Origin of the sequence: Neisseria lactamica, from assembly GCF_901482445.1 — a bacterium.
GTDB lineage: Bacteria > Pseudomonadota > Gammaproteobacteria > Burkholderiales > Neisseriaceae > Neisseria > Neisseria lactamica.
Map to the genome: position 1 here is coordinate 607,555 of NZ_LR590477.1, position 22,432 is coordinate 629,986.

Sequence of the window (22,432 nt, forward strand, 5' to 3'; positions counted from 1 at the left end):
AAACTTTCTCCGTCAAACCCTGATAACCACATTCAACTCAATCTCTTTTTTATTGGTATAACCGCGTACCGCCTGGTCAAGTTCGTGCTGCATGGCGCTTGCCATATTGCTGCCGAATACAATCACGCGGTTGGGATTGAAAGCCGCATCGTCGTCCAGCTTGCGGATAAACGCCAACAAATCGGCGGAAGTAAAACCGGCATTCATCAGATACAGCCGTTTTTCGCACAGATACGCCGTATAACTGCCCAACCGCACAGGCTCAACCGGCGTGGTCAGTGCCGCCCCGTCATACAGCGTCCAGGTGGTCAGAAGCGTTTGCAGCTGTTCTTCGCTTAATTCATCGTTAAGCGGCAAATCCGGTTGTTCGGGCGAAAAATCCTTGTCCGGATGCTGCCTGAAATTGTCTGCCGTTTGAAAGATTTTGAAGCCCGAATCGCCCGTGTAATCGGGATATTCGGCGCGGATTTTGGCGGCGGCCTTTTCTATGCGGGCTTTGGTGATGTCGAAGATGGTCGGGTAGCCTGCTTTACGGGCTTCGGATTTTTCATCGGTTTTTTCAGGCAGCTGCACGCAGATATAGCGGCGGCTGCCGTTTTGTTCTTCGGCGTTAAGCTGCATCACGGCGTGGGCGGTCGTGCCGCTGCCTGCGAAGAAGTCTAGGATTAGGTCGTCTGAATTTGTGGTTAATCGCAATGTTTGTACAATCAAACGAATTGGCTTCGGTGTATCAAAATAACTATCGCCATCAAATAATTTACGCAATTCTTGGCTTGCTTCTTGATTGTGTCCAACTTCATTAAATTTCCAAATTGAAATGGCTTTCGTACCATCTTGAACTTCGCTTAAAAAGCGTTTGATACGAGGAACATTTCTACCGTCTTCACCAAACCAAATGCGATTATCGGCAACCATTTCGGTAAATTTAGTTTGCGAAACACGCCAGCTTCTACCGCTGGGTGGATTGTATTGTGTACCGTTTGGCGTTGTAATTGTATAAATTCCGCTTTGTTGCACATCTTTACGCAATAAATCTCCCGAAGTCCAAGCACCGCGTGGGTCATTATCAATATTTTTATAACGAGCATTTGTTCCTTCTGTACGCGGTAATAATTTGATTTCCAATTCAGTAATATTTTTTGCGTAACAAATTAAATAATCGTGATTTTCTGAAAAATATTTTGCATCATTTTGGGGGCTGAATTTCTTTTCCCAAATAATCTGTTCTACAAAATTCCCTTCCCCAAACACTTCATCACACAACAACTTCAACTGCGCCGCTTCGTTATCGTCAATCGAGATAAAAATCACGCCGTCGTCCTTTAACAGTTCGCGGGCGATATACAGGCGCGGATACATAAAGGTCAGCCACGCGCTGTGCGAGTTTGAGCCTTTGTCGGTGAAGTCTAAAATCCGCGCGGCTTCGTCTTCATCAATATTCGCCAGGCGGGCGAGTTCTTCGGGTGTGAATTTGCGGTCGTCCTGATAGACAAAGCCGTCCGAGCCGGTGTTGTAGGGCGGGTCGATGTAAATCATCTTCACGCTGTTTGCGTAGGCGTTTTTTAAGTGTTTCAACACTTCCAGATTGTCGCCGCGAATCAGCAGGTTTTGGCTGCCTGCATTTTCGGGCTTGGCGTTGTGCGTCTTGTCTTCACTTATCAGGGTTTCGGGCGGCAGGTTGCGAAGCAGGCGGGCATAGGATTTGCCCAGCCAGTTCATTTCGTAAAATTCGCGTCCGATGTCGGTCTGCGGCGCGATTTCGGCTTGTAATCTGTCGATAAGGAAATTTCCGTCTGCGTCAAAACAGGCGGGAAACAGTTTTTTGAGCTGTTCGAGTTGGGTAGAGTTGGCGGTAATGCCGTCTGAAGTGTAGATTGCCTCGGTGTTCGCCCCAGCTGTGTCGATTAGATCAGGGGCTTGGCTTGGCTTGGCTTGGCTTGGCTTGGCTTGGCTTGGCTTGGCTTGGCTTGGCTTGGCTTGGCTTGGCTTGGCAGCATTTTAAAATCCTCGGTTTGAATTTGTCAACATCAACTGTCTGTTTTAAAATATTTTTTCACTTCAGACGGCGTTTTTGGGGAAACGTGCGGCGCCGTCTGAACGTCTGTCTGCGTGTTACTGCCCGACAAGGACGCGGCGGATTTTGACGGGCTGTACGGGTACGTTTTGATAAAAGCCGCGCGTGGCGGTTTTGACGCGGGCGATTTTGGAAACGGTGTCCATTCCGCTTTCGACCCTGCCGAAAACGGTATAGCCGTATTGTCCGTTTTTGTAATTGAGCGAAGCGTTGTCCGCCAGATTGATAAAGAATTGGCCGGTGGCGGAATCGGGGTCTGTCGTCCGCGCCATGGCGATGGTACCGGCGGTATTTTTCAAGCCGTTGCCGGATTCGTTGGCAACGGCCTTATCGCTTGCCTTTTGTACCAAGTCTTCGGTAAATCCGCCGCCCTGGATAACAAAACCGTCGATAACGCGGTGAAAAATCGTATTGTCGTAAAAGCCTTTTCGGGCATAACGCACGAAATTGGCAACGGTTTTGGGGGCTTTGGATTCGTCCAAAACCAAACGGATATTGCCCATATCGGTTTCCATCAGGACGCGGGTTGCCGCCATAGCCGGCAGGGAAGCCGCCAAAAGCAGCGCGGTTAAAACGGTTTTGAATTTGGGTTTCATCCCGTCCTCCTAAAGCCTTCAGACGGCATTTTCATTTCCTATGCCGTCTGAAGCGCGTGAACGCTATTCCAATGCGTCTTTGAGCTTTTGTTCGATTAAATCCGCATCAAACGATTTGGCAATCAATTCAAAACGCGAATCGCGCCGCCAAGACACTTGGTTCGCGCCCCATTGCCCGTCCACCCAGTTGAGCCACACCCACGTTCCCAATACTTGAAACACGCCTTTGGCGCGGACGAGTCCTTCGGTCATTTTGGGCAGGTCGTTGAAGAAGTTGGTCAATTTTTCGCCGTCGAAATCGCGTCCGGCGGGGAATGTGAAACCTTGCGACTGGAAGCCCATCGTGTTGTCCGGCAGGGCTTTGAGGCGGTAGCGTGATTTTTCGATGACGGGAATATCGAGCCACCGGATGTCGAGTTGCGCGTTTCGGACTTCGACCACTTTAGCCTTGGGCGGGAACAGTTTTGCCGCTTTGTCGTGAAATTCGGCAAGCTGTTCGGGGGTGCATAAATCGGTTTTGCTGGCGGCCAATACGTCGCAAATGCCGATTTGGTCTTTATACAATGCCTGTTGCGCGTAATCGGGGTTAATGAACTGGCGCGGATCGACGACGGTAAAGACCGCGCCGATTTCCAGAAGGCTGTCCAGCGGTTTGGCTTTCAATTCGTCAATGACGCTGGCGGCGTGCGCCAGTCCGCTTGCTTCAATCATCAGGCGGTCGGGCTTGGCGTCGCGCAGCATTTTCTGCACGGTTACGCCCATTTGTGGGCCGGCGGTGCAACACAAACAGCCGCCGGCGATTTCTGCCACAGGGATGCCGTTGTCGCTCAATACAGCGCCGTCAATGCCGATTTCGCCGAACTCGTTGACGATGATGACCCATTTTTCGTTGGGGTCTTTTTGCGCCATCAGGCTTTTGAGCGCGGTGGTTTTGCCTGTTCCCAGAAAACCTGAAATCAGGTGGACTTTGGTTTTTTTCATTTCTGACATTTTTTACAAATCCCGGTTAAAACAACGTGTTCTTCTTTCAGCGCGAAGCCGCTCTCGGCAACGCCAGCGCGCAGTGCCGCCCACTCGTGGCTGAGGGTTTGCTCGTCCGCCGTGCCGCATTCGGTGCAGACCAAAATAAACGCGCTGTGGTGCGCTTCGGCTTCTTCGTGGTCGTGGCAATGGTCGTTGCACTCGTGCTGCGCGTGACTGCACAAAATATAGCCGTTGACCGCCGCCACTTTGTGCAAAACGCCCTGCTCCGCCCAAAAATCAAGGGCGCGGTAGGCGGTCGGCGGCGCAACCGCGCCTTCGCTCTGCTGCTGCATCTGCGACAAGACGTTGTAGGCTTTAATCACGCCGCTTTGCTGCAAGACAATATCCAATACCTGCTCGCGCAAAGCGGTTACCTGCAAGCCTTCGCTGCGTGCCTGTCCGATAATTTTCTGTTTGAAGTTTGTTTTCATAAATTCCCTGTTTATGCCGTCTGAACAACCGATACGGCAGGAGGCGGTTTTATAGTGGATTAACAAAAATCAGGACAAGGCGACGAAGCCGCAGACAGTACAGATAGTACGGAACCGATTCACTCGGTGCTTCAGCACCTTAGAGAATCGTTCTCTTTGAGCTAAGGCGAGGCAACGCCGTACTGGTTTTTGTTAATCCACTATATATTTGTGTTTGTATTCAATTGCTTTATTTTGAAATCTTTTCCAACAATGCCCGACAGCCCGCATCCGCAAGCCTGTATGTTTCTTCAAAATCACCCGTGTACCACGGATCGGGGACATGGTCGTAACCGCTTTCGGGTATCAGGTCGGTCAGCTTGAATATTTTTTCCGGCTGCCTGCCGAAGGTTTTTTCCAATTCGGACAAATTCTTGCCGTCCATCGCGATAATGTAGTCAAACGCCGCCGCATCGCTTTGGCGGATTTTGCGGCTGGTAAAGCCTGAAGCATCGATACCGTGTTTTTTCAATATCTTTGCCGTCTCGCGGTGCATATCCTCGCCGTCGTGCCAGCCCGATGTCCCCGCGCTGTCCGTTTCGAGGGGAATCCCTACTTCGGCGGCACGGCGGCGCAAAATGTATTCCGCCATCGGCGAACGGCAGATGTTGCCGAGGCAGACAAAAAGGATTTTCGGTTTTTTCATATCCGCGCCCTGTTCCAACGCGATGCCGTCTGAAGCGGAAACCCTTTCAGACGGCATCGGCAGGTCAATCGTATTGTGTACTGAAAAACGGATTGTGCCCTTCCCGTTTTAACGCTTCCGCATAGCTCGGGATGTTTTCCTGTTCGCCCAAGGGATTATGCAACAGATAGACGTGTTCTACACGGCATTCTGCCATTAAATCCAAAAAATTTTGCTGAACAACGGCGATGTTGTCGGTAAAGGAAAGCTGCCACGAAAACACCTGCGGCACGACTTCAAACGCGCCATCGGTCGCATTAAATCCGAATAGAATCTGTCCGCCCGCCTTTGCCGCAACGACCACGCCGACGCGCGGACTCTGCATACGGACGGCGCGTATCGCGTTTGCCGCAAACACATCCATCGCCATACGTTGGCGCGTGTGGCTGCCGTCTGAAAGCGCGCGTGCCGGAGAATCCGGGGAAAGCGGATTGGCAAACAGCGTAACGCCTTCCGATGCAAGATTTTCCTGCCATACCTGCATTAAGGGCAAGCCTGCCTGAAGAAGGTTCTGACCCAATGCCGTCTGAACCTTGCCGCTACCGAAACCCAGCGCGTAAACGACGTGGACGGACTGTCCTTCGGGCAACAGCAAAGGACGCGGGGCGAAACGGCGTAAGTGTTGCGCCGCCGCTTCGGTATTTTGTTTGGCACGCCACCACTCATCCGGCGCGACCGCACTTAAATCGGACGAATGCACAAGATAAGGCAGCCATTGTGTCTCTTGCGTCAACGCGCGCAGGTGCGGATAGTTTTGCAGGCAGGCAAACAATGCCTCCGTCGGCAGCTTCATCTCGATTGCCCGTTCTTTCTTGCAGCCGGACACCAGCACGACCGGCAGGGCGAACCACTGCACTTCGCCTTCTTTCTCGCAATCGAGTACCGCGTTCACACTGGAAAGCAGTGCGGCATAAGTTCCGGCATCGGGCGACATCGTCAGCGCGAGGGAAAGGTTGATATAGTGGTTTTGCTCAAGCATCCCCCTGATTTCGGTTTGAAGTTGGCCGGACGAGAGTTTGCGCGAAGCCTGGGAAGAATTATGCGCCAACTGGTAGGCATTGAGCAGCAGGTGGTTTTTAATCGGATTTTGGGGATACGGGCGCGTATCGGGCAAGGTAAATGTCTGGTTCATATGTGTCGTGTACCGCTTTTCGCAGTGTGTGTCTTTCCTGTCTGAAAATATATCGGACGGATTGCCGCCGAGCCTTGCCCGTCAATCCGCCGAAACGAGAAAATGCCTGTCCGCCAAGTCTGCCAATATTTCTTCCACATACACTTCGGCAGGCGGATGGAATGTCAAACCGTCGGGCGTGGTGCTGACGATGTTCAAGTTTTCGGCAACCGTTTCAATCAATGCCTGTTTGCTCGTCGGCCGCGATAATTGCCGCATAATGTACAAATGCCCGTACCCGAATGAGGGGGTGCTTTCGTTGTAACGGTTGGCAGGCCGGACAAACGCTTCCGCGCCGTGTTCCACAAAGGCGGCGACATAATCTGTAAAACGCGCCGGCACATAGGTTTTATGGTCTTCAAAAAATGGTTTGCCCGTATTGTCTGATGAAACAGAAAAACGCCCGAGAATGGTTTGCAATAAAAGCTGGGAATTGATTTTCATACGGTCGAATGTCAAACCGGGAAATCGGCGGGCGAGGTTTTCCGCAACATCTTCCGTTTTAAACGGCTCTCCGGTTTTCATCACATCGCGTATGCCCGAAAGCAGGGTATCGTTTTCATCAAAGTTGATCGTTTCCCCTCTTGCTGGGCGGAAATTCAAACTTTCTATCACTTCGACTGCAACCGACTCATCACGCCTGATATTGTCCCCGACTTCCTCACGGCATAAAAGCGAACGGCGGAATTGGCGGTCGGATAAAATATCACTGTAAAATTCTTTGGCAATATAATCGTCCCCTGCCAATGCCAGAATCCGCTCCCGCGTATGCTCCGCCATCCAAGAAACAAAAGACGCGTGCAAATCGGCATCCCCGATATACGCCAGCCGGTGACGGTTAGCCCATTCGATGAAGCCGTTGACGTAAATCGGGTCGTTGAATATTTCCATATATTCGTGTGCGACATAATAAGTATTGTGATTCAATATTTTTTGCATCGCCGGAAGTTTGCCGCCGCCGCCCAAGCCCTTGTCGTTTTCCAAAATTTCCGCCAGCGTCTTGAGCGCGTCCAAGCCTTTCCGCGTTCGCGCTTCCAAGGGTTCTTCAAGCACATCCCTGCCGGCAAAGTACATAATTTCGCGCAACTGCTCCTGCCGTTTCCAGCCGGGGTAAACATTGTATGAAATATAGGCAATGCCGTGTTCCGTCAGGTTGTTCCGGCAAATCGAAAAAATTTTGTCTTTAACTGCGTCAGGCACCCACGACCAAATGCCGTGGACGATGATATAGTCGAACTTCCCGAATGATTCATCGATGGTCAAAATATCTTTTTCTTCCAGGCGAACATTTTTCAAGCCCATTTTTTCAATGATGGCATTGCCCTGCGCAACCTGCCTGCCGGACAAGTCGATACCGACAAATTCCGCATCCGGGTAATAAAGTGCCTGCGTGATGATGTTGCCGCCCATCGAACAGCCCAGTTCCAAGACCTTGGCATTGGCGGCGGGCGCGGGCTGCAAACCCATCAGGCGGGCGCGCGCCTCCAAATTATTGATGGCGGTTTGAGGGAACGCGCCAGATTCGTACATCAAATCATCATATGAATTTTTGATGTCCGATATTTCCGGGGGTTCCGCCATATGGGAGGCGGGACTGCCGACAACCGCCTGCCGCGCTTTCTTCGCCATAACGGGGCGCGCGGAAGCGGCTTTTTTCTTCTTGCCCGACATATTTTGTTCACTCTAAAGACAATATGCCTGCAAGTTTAACCAATTCGCCTGCCTACTTCAACCGCACGGAAATTATCGGGCTTCCGAACAAGTATGCCGTCTGAAGGTATGCGCATACGTCCGGACGCATCCCTCCGCATCTTGCCGAAATCAGGGATAAAGGCGCAACACTATGGTATATTGACCGTTTTATGCCAGTATCCCGACCGCCATGGATTTTGCCGTACCTGCCGTTTTAATCATCGACTTGGAAATTAACCCCAAAACCGATACCGTCTTCAAAATCGGTGCATACCGGCCCGACCTTGACCTCGGCTTCGAACGAAGCTTCCGCCATGAAGAAGGTTTCAGGAAGGCATTGGCGGAAATGCAGCCCCTCGCGGAAGGTGCGGAATGGCTGATGGGGCACAACCTCCTCGAACACGACCTGCCGTATTTGAAAAAAGCCGCGCCCGACCGGGCGTGGCTTTCATTGCCCGTTATCGATACGCTGAAGCTGTCGCCGCTCGCCTTTCCGCAAAACCCGTACCACCGTCTGATTAAAAACTACAAAATCATCTCTTCCGAACTCAACTCCCCGTTGGCGGACTGCCGCGCCTGTTGGCAGCTTTTTCAGGACCAGTGTGCCGCATTCGGCAAAATCAAAACCGAAAGGCCCGATGAATTTACCCTGTGGACGGCATTGTCCGATATGCATCTGCCGTATCGTTTTTCAGACGGCATCTCCCTCGCCGAACGTACCGAACACCCGGATACCAACCGATTGATACGCATTATTTGGATGATGATGCAGGACAACGAAGAAAAAGGGCGTTTGAAAGTCTGCCGTACACGTTTTCTGGAGTTGATGAAAACCGACATCCACAATCGCGACATCTATCCTTCGCTTGCCTATGCCCTGTCATGGCTGAACGTCTCCGGCGGCAACTCCGTGCTTGCCCCGTGGGTGCGGAGCCGTTTTCCCGAAACGGCCCGGCTGATTGCCGAATTGCGCGATCACGACTGCGGCGACAGCAACTGCAACTACTGCGCCGACATGCTCAATCCCGAAGCCCAGTTGCAGCGTTATTTCAAACTGTCCGAATTCCGCCGTTTCAAAGGTTTCGAAGGTGGGCAGCGCGCCATTGTGCAGTCGGGGATGAAAGGTCTGCACACGCTGGCAGTCCTGCCCACTGGCGGCGGGAAATCCCTGTGTTATCAAGTTCCCGCGCTCAACCGCTATTACCGTAACGGCGGGCTGACCGTCGTCATTTCGCCCCTGCAGTCGCTGATGAAAGACCAGCTGGACGGAATGCTCAGAAAAAACATTACCTGCGCCGCCATGCTCAACGGCCTGGTCGAAGTGGTCGAACGTGCCGAAATATTGGACAAAACCGCATTAGGCGACATCGGCATCCTGCTGGTCGCCCCCGAACAGTTCCGCAACGACAGTTTCATTTCCGCCATTTCCCAACGTCAAATCAACGGCTGGGTATTCGATGAAGCACACTGCCTGTCCAAATGGGGGCACGATTTCCGACCCGATTACCTGTATGCGGTCAAATTCATCGCCGAACACGGCAGGAAAAACGGCGGCACCGCACCGGTAAGCTGCTTTACCGCCACCGCCAAACCCGACGTACTTGCCGACATTACCGATAATTTCCGCGAACAGGCCGGCATAGAATTCAGGCAATTTATCGGCGACAACGCGCGCGACAACCTGTCTTACGAAGTTTTCGAAGCTTCAGACGGCATCAAAAAACAAAAAATCGACGAGCTGCTCCACCGAGAACTCGACCATCAAAGGGGCGGCGCAGTCGTTTTCGTCGGCAGGCGCAAAAGTGCGGAAGACTATAACGAATACCTCCAAAAACAAGGCTGGGCGTGCGAATACTTCCACGCAGGCCTGGAAACCAATGCTAAAGCAGACATACAGAACCGCTTTATCGAAGGCGGGTTGCGCGTCATCGTCGCCACCAACGCCTTCGGCATGGGCGTGGACAAACCTGATGTACGGTTGGTTATTCATGCCGAAATCACCGGTTCGCTGGAAAACTACCTTCAAGAGGCCGGGCGCGCCGGACGGGACCGCGAAGAGGCAAAATGCATCCTGCTTTATGAGAAAAGCGATGTAGATACCCAATTCGGCATCAGCAAAATGTCGCAAATAGAATTGCGCGACCTCAAAACGGTATGGCGCAAAATCGGCATGCTCAACACGGCTGCACACGGCAGGGACGGTTGCGGCGAAGTCGTCGCCACCGGCGGCGAGATTCTCAAAGACAGCGAAGAATATATGAGCTTCGACAGGGACGACCGCCAATCGGACACCAAAATCAAAACCGCCATTTCCTGGCTGGAACGTGCCGAACTGCTCGACCGCAAAGAAAACCGCACCAGAATCTTCCCTTCACGCTCGGGCAAACTGACTCTGGAACAGGCTTCGGAGCTGATTCAAAAAGGCCGGTTCGCCCGACGGCTCAAAGAAATCTACCTGACCATTGCCGAAATCGTATTCAACGCACCGGATGACAAGCCGCTCAGTACCGACGACCTGATACAGGCGACCGCATGCAGCTTGGAAGAATTGCGCGGACACCTGCACAGCCTCGAAGAAATGGGCATATTGACCAACGATACGCGTATGACCGTCATCCTGCGTACCGACAACGTCAAACCATCGTCGGGGCTTTTGGAAAAAATAAGCCGGTGGGAAGAAAAACTCTGGCAGATATTGAAAACGGAAATTCCCGATGCCGACCAAGGAATATGGCAAAATCTCGCCGTCAATGCCGTCTGCTATGAAATGCACGATTCGGGACTGGAAAGCACGCCCGCCGAAATCAAGCAGCTCATCCTGTCTTTTGCGGACGACAAATCCGCACTCGAATCCAATAAAAACGGCAGCTTTGAAATCCGCGACTTCGGCAACGGCTGCCTGAAAATCCGCTTCAAAAACAATGACAGCTGGGAAAATATTCAAGAAACCGCCCTTTTGCGCCGCAACATCTGCGCCCGCATCCTGTCCTTCCTCGCCGGCAAAACAGAGGGCGTCCGGCGGAAAGATGTCGTCGTAGAAACCGGAATCGGCGAAATGGTGCAGCAGCTTGCCGACGATATGCAATTGTCGGTACAGATTCCGGCAAACCGCCGCGAAACCCTGCTCAAGCAGGCGCTGCTGTTCATGCACAAACTGGGCATCATCAAACTGAACCACGGCATTACCATCCTGCGCCACGCGATGACCATCGTCCCCAACCGGAACGCGCTGGAATCCAAACGGCAATACCTCAAATCGGACTACCGCCCCTTGGAAACGTTTTACGGGGAAAAACGTTTCCAAATCCACGTCATGCGCGAATATGCGGAACGCGCGCTCAAAAACATTACCGAAGCCTTAAACCTGGTCGCCGACTATTTTAAAACGGATGAAAAATCATTTAAGGACAAATGGTTTTCAGGAAGGCTGAAAGAATTGGAAGAACCCGTCTCCCCGGATACCCTCCATACCGTCACGGACGGTCTGAACAGCGTGCAAAAAGCCGTCGTTACCGATCAGAGCGGCAGGAACCGCCTGGTGCTTGCCGGCCCCGGTTCCGGCAAAACGCGCATCATCGTCCATCGTGTCGCCTATCTTCTGCGCGTCCAACACGTTCCGGCATCCTCCATCATCGTCCTGACCTTTACCCGGCTTGCCGCGCTGGAAGTCAAACGCCGCCTGCACGGACTGGTCGGCAACCTTGCCCGGGCCGTTACCGTCCTGACTTACGACGGTATGGCAATGCGGCTTTTAGGCGTACGTTTCGACAGCAAAGGCTTCGACGGCAAAAGCAGAGAACAGGAGAAACGGAAAACCGAAGAACAGTTTGAAAAATGGTGTGAAGCCGCCACCGCTATGCTTTCAGACGGCATCGGCGGCGGCGATGGGGACGAAGCGCGCGAACGCATCATGTCGGGATTCCGCTATATCCTTGTAGACGAGTACCAAGACATCAGCGAACGGCATTACAGGCTGGTTTCCGCGCTGGCAGGCAGGAAACGCGACGATGAAGACAAGCTGACCATTCTTGCAGTCGGCGACGACGACCAAAATATCTTTGCCTACAACGGCAGCAGCAACGAATACATCCGCCGTTTTCAGGAAGAATACGGCGTGGATTCGCCCGATTTCCTGACTTTCAACTACCGCAGCACGCAAAACATCATCGCCGCCGCCAACCGCGTGATAAGCGGAATGCCCGACCGCCTGAAAAACCTGCACCCTATCGCCGTCAATCCCGAAAGGCGACAAGACCCCGACGGCGGCATTTGGACGCAAACCGACCCCGAACGCCAAGGCCGCGTCCGCGTCATCCGCCTGCACCCCGAGTTCAACCGGAGAAGACGCTTCAACATCCAATCCCAAGCCGTCATTGCGGAAATACGGCGTTTGCGGAATTTGGCGGACATCTCTTGGAACAGCATCGCCGTCCTTGCCCGCAACAACGACACACTCAACCCCATGCAGGCATGGTGCGAACAAAACAGCATCCCCTACTTCCTGACAAACGAACAAAACCTGTCTTTATGCAAAACACGCGAATTTGTCCGTCTGGTGCACGGCATCGAAACGGCGGGGGACGGTATGCTTTCTTCGGCGGATTTCTGTCGGTTGATAGAGAAGGAAATCAGGCACAGCGGCAAGAAATGGGAAAACTGGTTCGCACAGCTTAAAGCCGACTTCCTCAACGAATTCCCCATTGCCCGGCCGTCTGAAAACACTGCCGCACCGCAACATCCTGCGGCATTTCTGAAAAACTGGCTGTACGAATATGTCGGCAACGAAAAAATCAGCCGTTCAGACGGCATATTCTTGGGAACGGCGCATTCATCCAAAGGTTTGGAGTTCGACCACGTCTTTATCCTGGACGACGGCTGGGAAGAGCGCAGCGACGAAAACCGCCGCCTCTATTATGTCGCCATGACCCGTGCCAAAAAGACGCTGACGCTGATCTGCCACTCACCCCGCCATCCCTGGATAAACGCGCTGCCCGAAGACGTAGAGCGCATAGGCCGCACCTTTGCCGAACTGCCTGAATTGAATGTCGAATATAGGATGCTTTCCAACTATGGAGGAGCGTTGGATATCGGCTTCATCGCCCGAGAAAACGAAAATCCTTCATACGGGGAAATCGGCGAACGCATCGAAGCTGCCAAAATGTTGAAAACCGGCGACAGCCTGGACATCATTGAAGACGGCGGCGGCAATTACCTTTTCTGCGCCAACAATATACCGGTTGCCAAAACCGCCAAGAATTTTAAAGAAAAAATCCCCAAACATGCCCGTGCCGCCGTTGCCGCTGTCGGTGTCTTCTATTTGGAAGATGTCGGCAAAAAATATCTCGAACAATATCGGGAAGACATTCCGGTATGGGCAGTCGTCATCCCCGTACTGATGATTCCTCAGAAACCGTAAACCTTACATAAAAATGCCGTCTGAAGGCACGGAGCGTGCTTCAGACGGCATCGGGGAAGCGCAAAGGCTTCAGACGGCATTTTTGCCGCTTTATTTCAACGCGGCATCATAGCCGCCGTCTTCTACGGCTTCAATCAACGCCCCCGCATCGGTTTGCGCGGGATCGTAACCGACGGTCGCACTTTTGTTTTCAAGGCTGACTTCGACGCTTGCCACGCCTTTGACGCTTTCCAGTATCCGGGTAACGCTTTTGACGCAGCCGCCGCAGCTCATGCCGCCGATGTCGAGGATAAGGGTTTCCATCATTTTTCCTTTCGTTGGTACTGCATTCTGACGGGCGTTATTGTAAGTCGGAGCGTGAACTTAGGCAAACGCGGAAACGGTGCGGCGGTTTGAAAAAATACGGACGCTTGCGCATAATGGCGGCAATTTCCATCAGGACAACAACAATGAACGCTTCGCAAAAACCCTGGTTGAGCATCGTTGCCTTGGCAATCGGCGCATTTATTTTCAACACGACCGAATACATCCCCATCGCGCTTTTGAGCGACATCGGACGAAGCTTCGGCATGACGGCGACCGAAACAGGCATCATGATTACGGTTTATGCGTGGATTGTCGCGCTGACTTCGCTGCCGCTGATGCTGCTGACGCGCCATATGGAAAGGCGCGGTCTGTTGTTGATTTTGTTTGCGCTGTTTACCGTCAGCCACATCCTGTCATTTGCCGCATGGCGTTTTGAAATCCTGCTCGCAAGCCGCGTGGGGATTGCGCTGACGCACGCGGTGTTCTGGTCCATTACGGCTTCGCTGGCGGTACGCATCGCCCCTGTCGGAAAAGGAAATCAGGCATTGGGGCTGCTCAGTACGGGGACGGTAATGGCGATGGTGGCGGGGATTCCGCTCGGGCGTATGGTCGGACAATATTTGGGCTGGCAGGCGAGTTTTTTGCTGATTGGTTTGTGTGCGGCGGCGGTGATGGCCGTGCTTGCCAAAAGCCTGCCGCGCCTGCCGAGCGTGAATGCCGGTTCTTTAAGCAGCCTGCCCCTGCTTTTAAAACGGAAAAAACTGATGTTGCTGTATGCGATGACGGTACTGGTCATCACGGCGCACTTTACCGCATACAGCTACATCGAGCCCTTCGTCATCCAAATCGGCAGTTTCTCCGCGCGGCAGGTTACGGTGGTGCTGGGGCTGTACGGCTTGGCGGGCTTTGCCGCGTCGTACCTGTTCGGCAAATGGTTTGCCAAACATCCGCGCGCATTTTTGGCGGGCGCGGTATCAGTCATCGCTTTGTCCTCAGGGCTTTTGCTGCCTTTGGCGCATTTGCCTGCCGCCATTTACGCGCTGGTGTTCGTATGGGGGACGGCGATTGTGATCGTCAGCTTGGGGATGGTTTCTAAAGTTTTGGATTTCGCCTCCGATGCCGCAGACCTTGCCAACTCGATTTATTCGGGACTTTACAACGTCGGTATCGGCGGCGGCGCGCTGCTGGGGCATTTGGTAACGCAATATGCCGGCATTTCCCGTATCGGCATCGCCGGTATGCTGGTATCGGCGGCAGGTTTGTGGCTGTGCCTGAACCTGAACCGCCATATCCGAACCTGACCGCGCGATGCCGTCTGAAGCCCCTCCCACCCTTCAGACGGCATTTTGATTGAAGAAATATCCGCCCCTGCTTAAAATAACGGGCTTTGCCGTGTTTTAACGCCTATTTTTTGTTCCAAGGATGGTTTATGCCGCTGCTGTCTGTCGAGTTCGCACTGTTCTTTCTCGCCTTCCTGCCGATTTACTGGGGCTGGGCGAAATACCCGTCCGTCCAAAACCTGCTGCTTTTGGCTGCCGGTATGGGCTGGCTCTACCATATCGGCCCCGTATTTGCGGCAATCATCGTCCTTTATTCCTCCTGCGTGTACCTTTTGGGCGAACTGCTCCGTTCCGATCGCGAAAATACGCGCCGTTTCTGGCTGGGGTTCGGCATTGCCGCCTCGCTGACCGTCTTGGGATTTTTCAAATATTTCGACTTTTTCCGTCCGCTGATTGCACAATATGCGGGTAAGGGCGGCGCAATCGACATCCTGATGCCGCTGGGGCTTTCGTATTACACCTTCCAGTCGATCGCCTACCTGGTTTACTGCTTCCGCGCCCCGCACGCCGCGCGTTTCAGCTGGCACGAGCTGCTGCTGCACCTGAGTTTCTTTCCCACCGTTACCTCCGGCCCGATTATCCGCGCCGCCGCATTCAAAAGCGCAGACGGCGAGCAGGCGGGCGCATTGGCGCAAATCCGTACCCGCCAACCGCGCTCACCCGTCCGCCCCGCACTCGCCGTTTCCCTGATTCTGCTGGGCATTGCCAAAAAATGGTGGCTGGCGGGGATGCTGGCGGAAAACTGGGTATCGCCCGTATTTGAAAATCCCGCCCAATTCGACGGCTGGGGCGTATTGGGCGGCGTGTACGGCTATACCTTCCAACTCTTTTTAGACTTTTCCGGATATTCCGATTTGGTTATCGGTATGGCAATGCTGCTGGGCTTTAGGCTGCCCAAAAACTTCTCCGCACCGCTTCGTGCTTTAAACATCCGCGCATTTTGGGACAAATGGCACATCAGCCTTTCCACCTGGATACGCGACTACATCTACATCCCCTTGGGCGGCAGCAAAAAAGGCTTTTTGCGGACACAGTTCAACCTGATGGCGGCAATGGTGCTCTCGGGCATCTGGCACGGCTACGGCTGGAACTTCCTCATTTGGGGCGCGCTGCACGGCACGGCATTGGTGCTGCTCAACACGGGCGACCGCTATTTCGGGCGCGACGCGCTATGCCGTCTGAAATACCTTGCGCCGCTCTCGTGGTTTGTTACTTTCCATTTCGTCTGCCTGACCTTCGTCGTCTTCAATACCGCCAATCCCGACGATGCCGGCGCGGTTTTCAGTGCCCTCTTTGCCAATGCCGGCGGCTGGAATGCGCCGCAACGGGCGGATATGCTGCTGCTTGCCTCGTTTGCATCCGTGATGCTGCTCTACCCTTACCTGCAACGCGCTTTCGACGGCGCGGTCAAAGGTTTGGAAAAAATCCCGATGTGGCTGTGGTTTATCCCCGTTTCCGCCGTCCTGCTGCTGATTATCGTATTCGCCCCCTCGGGGATACCCGGCTTTATTTATGCCAATTTTTAAGGGTTTGGACATGAAAAACTTTCTTTCCCTTTTCGCCTCCATACTGATGTCTGCCCTGATTGCCGTGTGGTTCAGCCAAAACCCCATCAACGCCTACTGGCAGCAGACCTACCACCGCAACAGCCCGCTCGAACCGCTTGCCGCCTACGGATGGTGGCAAACCGGTGCAGAGTTGCAAGAAAACGCCTACGCCCTTTCAGACGGCATCAAAGCCTTCCTGTCCGGCGAAACGCCGCCGACGGCCCAAGACGGCGGTTCGGCAGATATGCCGTCTGAAGCCGCCGCATCCGAAGCCGCCCCTCAAACCGGCGAAATCCAAGAATGGAAACAGGACACCGAAGCCGCCGCCGTCCGAACCGGCGACAAAGTCTTTTTCGCCGGCGACTCGCTGATGCAGGGCGTTGCCCCCTTCGTGCAAAAAAGCCTGAAACAGCAATACGGCATCGAATCCGTCAACCTCAGCAAACAAAGCACGGGGCTGTCCTACCCCTCATTCTTCGACTGGCCGAAAACGGTTGAAGAAACCCTGAAAAAACATCCCGAAATCAGCGTGCTGGCCGTCTTCCTCGGCCCGAACGACCCGTGGGATTTCCCCGTCGGCAAACGATACCTCAAATTCGCTTCCGACGAATGGGCGCAAGAATACCTGAAACGCGTCGACCGCATCCTTGAAGCCGCCCGCGCGCACCACGTCCAAGTCGTCTGGCTCGGCATACCCTACATGAAAAAAGCCAAGCTCGACGGGCAGATGCGCTACCTCGACAAACTGCTTTCGGAACACTTGGAAGGCAAAATCATCCTGATTCCCACCGCGCACACCCTGAGCGGCGGGGAAGACCGCTACACCGACTCCGTCAACGTCAACGGCAAACCCGTCCGCTACCGCAGCAAGGACGGCATACACTTTACCGCCGAAGGACAAAAACTGCTGGCGGCAAAAATAATGGAAAAAATCGTTTTTGAACCAAGTACGCAACCATCAAGTACACAGCCATGAATTCCAAACACCTCATCGCATTTTCCGCCCTGTTCGCCGCCACGCAGGCAAACGCCCTGCCCGTCGCCTCCGTCAGCCTCGACACTGTTACCGTTTCCCCGTCCGCCCCCTACACCGATACAAACGGGCTCTTGACCGACTACGGCAACGCCGCCGCCTCGCCTTGGATGAAAAAACTCCAATCCGTCGCACAAGGCAGCGGCGAGACCTTCCGCATCCTGCAAATCGGCGACTCGCATACCGCCGGCGACTTCTTTACCGACAGCCTGCGCAAACGCCTGCAAAAAACCTGGGGCGACGGCGGCATAGGCTGGGTTTACCCCGCCAACGTCAAAGGGCAGCGTATGGCGGCAGTCCGGCACAACGGCAACTGGCAAAGCCTCACCAGCAGGAACAACACCGGAGACTTCCCGCTCGGCGGCATCCTCGCCCACACCGGCAGCGGCGGCAGCATGACCCTGACCGCATCGGACGGTAAGACCGGCAAGCAGCGCGTTTCCCTGTTTGCCAAACCCCTGCTTGCCGAACAAACCCTGACCGTCAACGGCAACACCGTCTCCGCCAACGGCGGCGGCTGGCAGGTACTGGATACGGGCGCGGCACTGCCCCTGACCATACAGACCGAAATGCCGTGGGACATCGGCTTCATCAACATCGAAAATCCCGCCGGCGGCATTACCGTTTCCGCCATGGGCATCAACGGCGCACAATTGTCCCAATGGTCGAAATGGCGTGCCGACCGTATGAACGACCTCGCTCAAACCGGCGCCGATTTGGTTATCCTTTCCTACGGCACCAACGAAGCCTTCAACAACAATATCGACATTGCCGACACCGAACAAAAATGGCTGGATACCGTCCGCCAAATCCGCGACAGCCTGCCTGCCGCCGGCATCCTCATCATCGGCGCGCCCGAATCCCTGAAAAACACGCTCGGCGTATGCGGCACGCGCCCCGCCCGCCTGACCGAAGTCCAACAGATGCAGCGGCGCGTCGCCCGTCAGGGGCAGACGATGTTCTGGTCTTGGCAAAACGCGATGGGCGGCGTTTGCAGTATGAAAAACTGGCTCAACCACGGATGGGCCGCCAAAGACGGCGTACACTTTTCCGCCAAAGGCTACCAACGGTCGGCGGAAATGCTCGCCGACAGCCTCGAAGAACTCGTCCGCGCCGCCCCGAAACGGTAAACAAAAAGGCTTTCAGACGGCATAGCCGCCCCGCGCACGGTTTGCCCGGGCAAGGCGGATTCATCCGCAACCGGCATACGGCGCAAAGGCGGCGTTCGATATGCCGTCTGAAGGCAAAGATGATAAACTGCCGCCTTCCGTTTTCAGACGGTATATTGTTTTCAAATAAGGGCGTTCGCCGTCCGCAACCATAAAGGAAGTTTCATGAACCGGACTTATGCCAATTTCTACGAAATGCTCGCCGCCGCCTGCCGCAAAAACGGCAACGGTACGGCAGTGTTCGACGGCAAGGAAAAAACCGCCTACCGCGCGCTCAAGCAGGAAGCCGAAGCCGTTGCGGCGTATCTGCAAAATATCGGCGTGAAGTTTGGCGACACGGTCGCGCTGGCGGTTTCCAATTCCACAGAATTTATTACCGCCTATTTCGCCGTGTCCGCCATCGGCGCGGTCGCCGTACCGATGAACACATTTTTGAAAAACAGCGAATACGCGTATATCCTGAACGACTGCAAGGCGCGCTTCCTGTTTGCCTCGGCCGGCCTGTCAAAAGAATTGGCGGGCTTGAAGGCGCAAACGCCCGTCGAAAAAATCATTTGGACGGGCCAAAGCCGTCCGGACGGCGAAATGGCGGAAGGCGATGCCTTTTTTGAAGACGTGCGCCGCTTCCCCGAAAAACCCGACTTGGGCCTCCAACCCCGGATAGATGATTTGGCACACATCATCTACACCTCCGGCACGACGGGGCATCCCAAAGGCGCGCTAATCAGTTACGCCAACCTGTTCGCCAACCTGAACGGCATCGAACGCATCTTTAAAATTTCCAAACGCGACCGCTTTATCGTTTTCCTGCCGATGTTCCACAGCTTCACGCTGACGGCTATGGTGCTGCTGCCGATTTATATGGCGTGTTCGATTATTTTGGTCAAATCCGTTTTCCCCTTTTCCAATGTTTTGAAACAGGCCCTGCTCAAACGCGCGACCGTGTTTTTGGGCGTACCCGCGATTTACACCGCGATGAGCAAGGCGAAAATCCCTTGGTATTTCAGATGGTTCAACCGCATCCGCCTGTTTATCAGCGGCGGCGCGCCTTTGGCGGAACAAACCATCCTCGATTTTAAAGCCAAGTTCCCCCGCGCCAAATTGCTGGAAGGCTACGGACTGAGCGAAGCCTCGCCCGTTGTCGCCGTCAATACGCCCGAACGGCAAAAAGCCCGCAGCGTCGGCATCCCCCTGCCCGGTTTGGAAGTCAAAGCCGTCGATGAAGAATTGGTCGAAGTGCCGCGCGGCGAAGTGGGCGAACTGATCGTCAGGGGCGGTTCGGTGATGCGGGGCTACCTCAATATGCCTGCCGCCACCGATGAAACCATCGTCAACGGCTGGTTGAAAACGGGCGATTTCGTTACCATAGACGAAGACGGCTTTATCTTTATCGTCGACCGCAAAAAAGATTTGATTATTTCCAAAGGTCAAAACGTCTATCCGCGCGAAATCGAAGAAGAAATCTACAAACTCGATGCCGTCGAAGCCGCCGCCGTCATCGGCGTGAAAGACCGTTATGCCGACGAGGAAATCGTCGCCTTCGTCCAATTGAAGGAAGGTATGGATTTGGGCGAGGACGAAATCCGCCGCCACCTGCGTACCGTGCTGGCAAATTTCAAAATCCCCAAACAGATCCACTTTAAAGACGCGCTGCCGCGCAACGCTACGGGCAAAGTATTGAAACGGGTGCTGAAGGAGCAGTTTGAAGGAAACAAATGAACGCCGTGCCGTCTGAAGCCCCGTCCGGCAAAAAAATGCGTTGAATCAGATTCACCGCATTTTTTTGGCAAACGCCGGAGGGAAGGCATTTACTCTGCCAATTCCACCTGCTCGTGCGCCATCAGTTCCTGACCGACATCATCCAACAACATCAAATAACGTTCGTAATTTTTCAAAATGTCGGCAATCAGCTCGTCCTTGTTCATATACTGCACATCGTACCCGACGCGCCCGTCGAAAAAATAAGCGTAAGGTTTGTAAGTTGTCTGGTGCCGGATATGCGGCAGGTTGTCGTCGTTAATCAACTGGTCGGATACATCCTGCCCGACAGATTTAATCCCGTACATAAAATCGCGCATCGTCTCTTTCCGAATGACGAACTCGATTGCGGGCTCGTCCCGATGAAACATTTTATCGACCCGGACGCTCAAGCCGTATTCTTCCGAAAGCTCCCGTTGCAACTCGTGCATAGCGGGCGATGCAGTCTGTTTGAGGAATTTTAAAATATCCTGCTCCTGCGTCTGGCTCATTATCTGCACCAGCCGTTCTTTCCACTTGCCGCCCGTCCAAAATACACTGGTAGGGTTAACCCGGGTCTCAAAATATTTCTTATCCGCACTCAATCCTTTCCACAGGCTGAAACACATTATCAGCATCAGCAGGGCAAACGGCAGGGAAACAATCAGGGTCATAGACTGCAGGTTGCCTAGCCCGCCCGAGCGCATCAGCAAAACGGCAACGGCAGACATCAGCACGCCCCACATAACCGCCTGCCACCGTGGCGCACTCAAGCCCTTGTCCCGAGAGGTAATATTGTTCAGGACATAAATCCCGGAATCGGCAGAAGTTACAAAAAACAGAGAAATGACCAGCAGGCTGACGATGCTCGTCAATTCGGGCAGAGGGAGGTAATTAAAGAATTTAAAAAGCAGCGTTTCCGGAGAGGAGGTCATCTTTTCGAGCATTCCCCCCGCAACCCCGTCATTCAGCCAAATCGCCGTATTGCCGAAGACGGTAAACCACAAAACGCCGAACAGGCCGGGTATGAGCAAAACCCCGAAGACAAACTCGCGGATGGTGCGCCCCTTTGAAATGCGCGCGATAAACAAACCCACAAACGGCGCCCAAGAACACCACCACGCCCAATAAAGCACCGTCCAAGATTCAAACCACGGCTTGTGTTCCCGTTCGTACGCATAAGTTTTAAAACTGAGGCGCACCAGATTTTCGAGGTAGTTCCCTATGTTGTCGCCGAATGCCGACAACAGGTAAACGGTGGGACCCGCCGCCAAAACAAAAAACAGCAGCAAAAACGCAAGGCCCAGGTTCAACTCGCTCAACACCTTCACGCCCTTCCCCACCCCGGATATTGCCGAAACGACGGCGAGGGACATGACGGCGGCGATAATCAAAACCTGCACGCTGAAGCTGTTTTCGGCAATCCAGCCCATTTCCTGCAATCCGGTGCCCAGTTGCGAAGCCCCGAACCCCAATGTGGTGATGATGCCGAAAAAAGTAGCAAGCAACGCCATAATATCAATGGCATCGCCGAACCTTCCGGAAATTTTTTCTTTCAACAGGGGGTAAAAACAAGAACGCAGGGCAAGCGGCAGCTTGTAGCGGAAACCGAAATAAGCCAAAGCCAATGCAATCGTACCGTACACCGACCAAGCGTGAACGCCCCAATGGAACACCGTGTGCAGCAATGCCTGCTGCTGCCTGTGTTCCGGCGTGCCGGCCGTAATGTCCGAAAAATAATGCATCAACGGCTCTGCCACGCCGAAAAACATCAGACCCACGCCCATCCCGGCCGCAAACAGCATCGCCAGCCACGACAGGAAGCCGAATTCCGGCACATCTTCATCCCGTCCGAGCCTGATGTTTCCCAAACTGCTGACCGAGAGTATCAGCAGGAAACCCAGAAAAATGGAAAACGTTAAAACATAAAACCAGCTGAACTCGGTAAAAATGACTTCTTTTGCCCGATCGAGCCACATCTGCACCTGATCCGGCACGGTTAAAACCAATACCACCAAAACACACACAAAAAACAAAGTCGTCAAAATAACCATCGGATTAAATGACGTTCGGCGTTCTATAAATTCAGACAGGGACAAACCTTCTCACTCCTTTGTTAAAAACAGACAAACCCGGTCATCGGGCAAAGCGGTCAAAACCTGCCGGCAAAATA

At 53.7% G+C, this 22,432-nt stretch carries 15 protein-coding genes; 6 read left to right on the forward strand and 9 right to left on the reverse strand.

Translation table 11 applies throughout. The features are described 5' to 3' along the window. Positions 1-12: 12 nt before the first annotated feature. The 7 genes from FGL10_RS03360 to FGL10_RS03390 all read right to left on the reverse strand — a co-directional run bounded on the left by FGL10_RS03360 (position 13) and on the right by FGL10_RS03390 (position 7,600). Positions 13-1,875 carry a site-specific DNA-methyltransferase gene (locus FGL10_RS03360; protein WP_415087387.1) on the reverse strand — a complete coding sequence of 621 codons (1,863 nt, stop codon included), beginning with the start codon at positions 1,873-1,875 and terminating at the stop codon, positions 13-15. A gap of 237 nt (positions 1,876-2,112) precedes the next feature. After that, a complete protein-coding gene (locus FGL10_RS03365; RefSeq protein WP_003708532.1) occupies positions 2,113-2,670 on the reverse strand; it encodes a peptidylprolyl isomerase in 558 nt (185 codons plus the stop codon). A 63-nt stretch (positions 2,671-2,733) separates the two neighbouring features. After that, positions 2,734-3,660, reverse strand: a complete 927-nt coding sequence (locus FGL10_RS03370) for a CobW family GTP-binding protein (protein ID WP_036469543.1) — start codon at positions 3,658-3,660, stop codon at positions 2,734-2,736. Beyond that, positions 3,648-4,124, reverse strand: coding sequence for a Fur family transcriptional regulator (locus FGL10_RS03375; protein WP_003708536.1), 477 nt, complete (start codon positions 4,122-4,124; stop codon positions 3,648-3,650). The genes FGL10_RS03370 and FGL10_RS03375 overlap by 13 nt, the downstream gene beginning before the upstream one ends. Positions 4,125-4,353: 229 nt before the next feature. Beyond that, positions 4,354-4,809, reverse strand: a complete 456-nt coding sequence (locus tag FGL10_RS03380) for a low molecular weight protein-tyrosine-phosphatase (protein ID WP_114936080.1) — start codon at positions 4,807-4,809, stop codon at positions 4,354-4,356. 64 nt (positions 4,810-4,873) lie between these two features. After that, the gene (locus FGL10_RS03385; protein WP_003708539.1) at positions 4,874-5,980 is read right to left on the reverse strand and encodes a hypothetical protein; all 1,107 of its coding nucleotides are present in this window, start codon (positions 5,978-5,980) and stop codon (positions 4,874-4,876) included. An 81-nt stretch (positions 5,981-6,061) separates the two neighbouring features. Next, positions 6,062-7,600 carry a methyltransferase regulatory domain-containing protein gene (locus tag FGL10_RS03390; protein WP_415087388.1) on the reverse strand — a complete coding sequence of 513 codons (1,539 nt, stop codon included), beginning with the start codon at positions 7,598-7,600 and terminating at the stop codon, positions 6,062-6,064. A gap of 301 nt (positions 7,601-7,901) precedes the next feature. On the opposite strand from FGL10_RS03390, the gene FGL10_RS03395 reads away from it, so the two are divergent. Next, positions 7,902-13,127, forward strand: a complete 5,226-nt coding sequence (locus FGL10_RS03395; protein WP_003708543.1) for a RecQ family ATP-dependent DNA helicase — start codon at positions 7,902-7,904, stop codon at positions 13,125-13,127. A 90-nt stretch (positions 13,128-13,217) separates the two neighbouring features. Here the strand turns inward: FGL10_RS03395 and FGL10_RS03400 are convergent, their stop codons facing one another. Continuing rightward, entirely contained in the window at positions 13,218-13,430 is a 213-nt protein-coding gene (locus tag FGL10_RS03400) for a heavy-metal-associated domain-containing protein (RefSeq protein ID WP_002232550.1), read from the reverse strand. A gap of 146 nt (positions 13,431-13,576) precedes the next feature. Here FGL10_RS03400 and FGL10_RS03410 point away from each other — a divergent pair, with 146 nt between their 5' ends. From FGL10_RS03410 to FGL10_RS03430, 5 genes are all read left to right on the forward strand, one after another. Beyond that, on the forward strand, positions 13,577-14,734 hold the full coding sequence (locus tag FGL10_RS03410) for a sugar transporter (RefSeq protein ID WP_036469548.1): 1,158 nt from the start codon (positions 13,577-13,579) through the stop codon (positions 14,732-14,734). A gap of 128 nt (positions 14,735-14,862) precedes the next feature. Then, complete coding sequence (locus FGL10_RS03415) at positions 14,863-16,299, forward strand: MBOAT family O-acyltransferase (RefSeq protein WP_003708548.1); 1,437 nt, start codon at positions 14,863-14,865, stop codon at positions 16,297-16,299. Between the two features lie 10 nt (positions 16,300-16,309). After that, positions 16,310-17,296, forward strand: a complete 987-nt coding sequence (gene patB / locus FGL10_RS03420; protein WP_036469570.1) for a peptidoglycan O-acetyltransferase PatB — start codon at positions 16,310-16,312, stop codon at positions 17,294-17,296. Further along, positions 17,293-18,483 (forward strand): SGNH/GDSL hydrolase family protein, encoded by a 1,191-nt coding sequence (locus tag FGL10_RS03425; RefSeq protein ID WP_036475074.1) that lies wholly within the window; start codon positions 17,293-17,295, stop codon positions 18,481-18,483. The genes patB and FGL10_RS03425 overlap by 4 nt, the downstream gene beginning before the upstream one ends. Positions 18,484-18,687: 204 nt before the next feature. After that, a complete protein-coding gene (locus FGL10_RS03430; protein WP_003708556.1) occupies positions 18,688-20,241 on the forward strand; it encodes a fatty acid--CoA ligase in 1,554 nt (517 codons plus the stop codon). An 89-nt stretch (positions 20,242-20,330) separates the two neighbouring features. Here the strand turns inward: FGL10_RS03430 and FGL10_RS03435 are convergent, their stop codons facing one another. Next, complete coding sequence (locus FGL10_RS03435; RefSeq protein WP_036469551.1) at positions 20,331-22,358, reverse strand: BCCT family transporter; 2,028 nt, start codon at positions 22,356-22,358, stop codon at positions 20,331-20,333. Between the last annotated feature and the right edge of the window lie 74 nt (positions 22,359-22,432).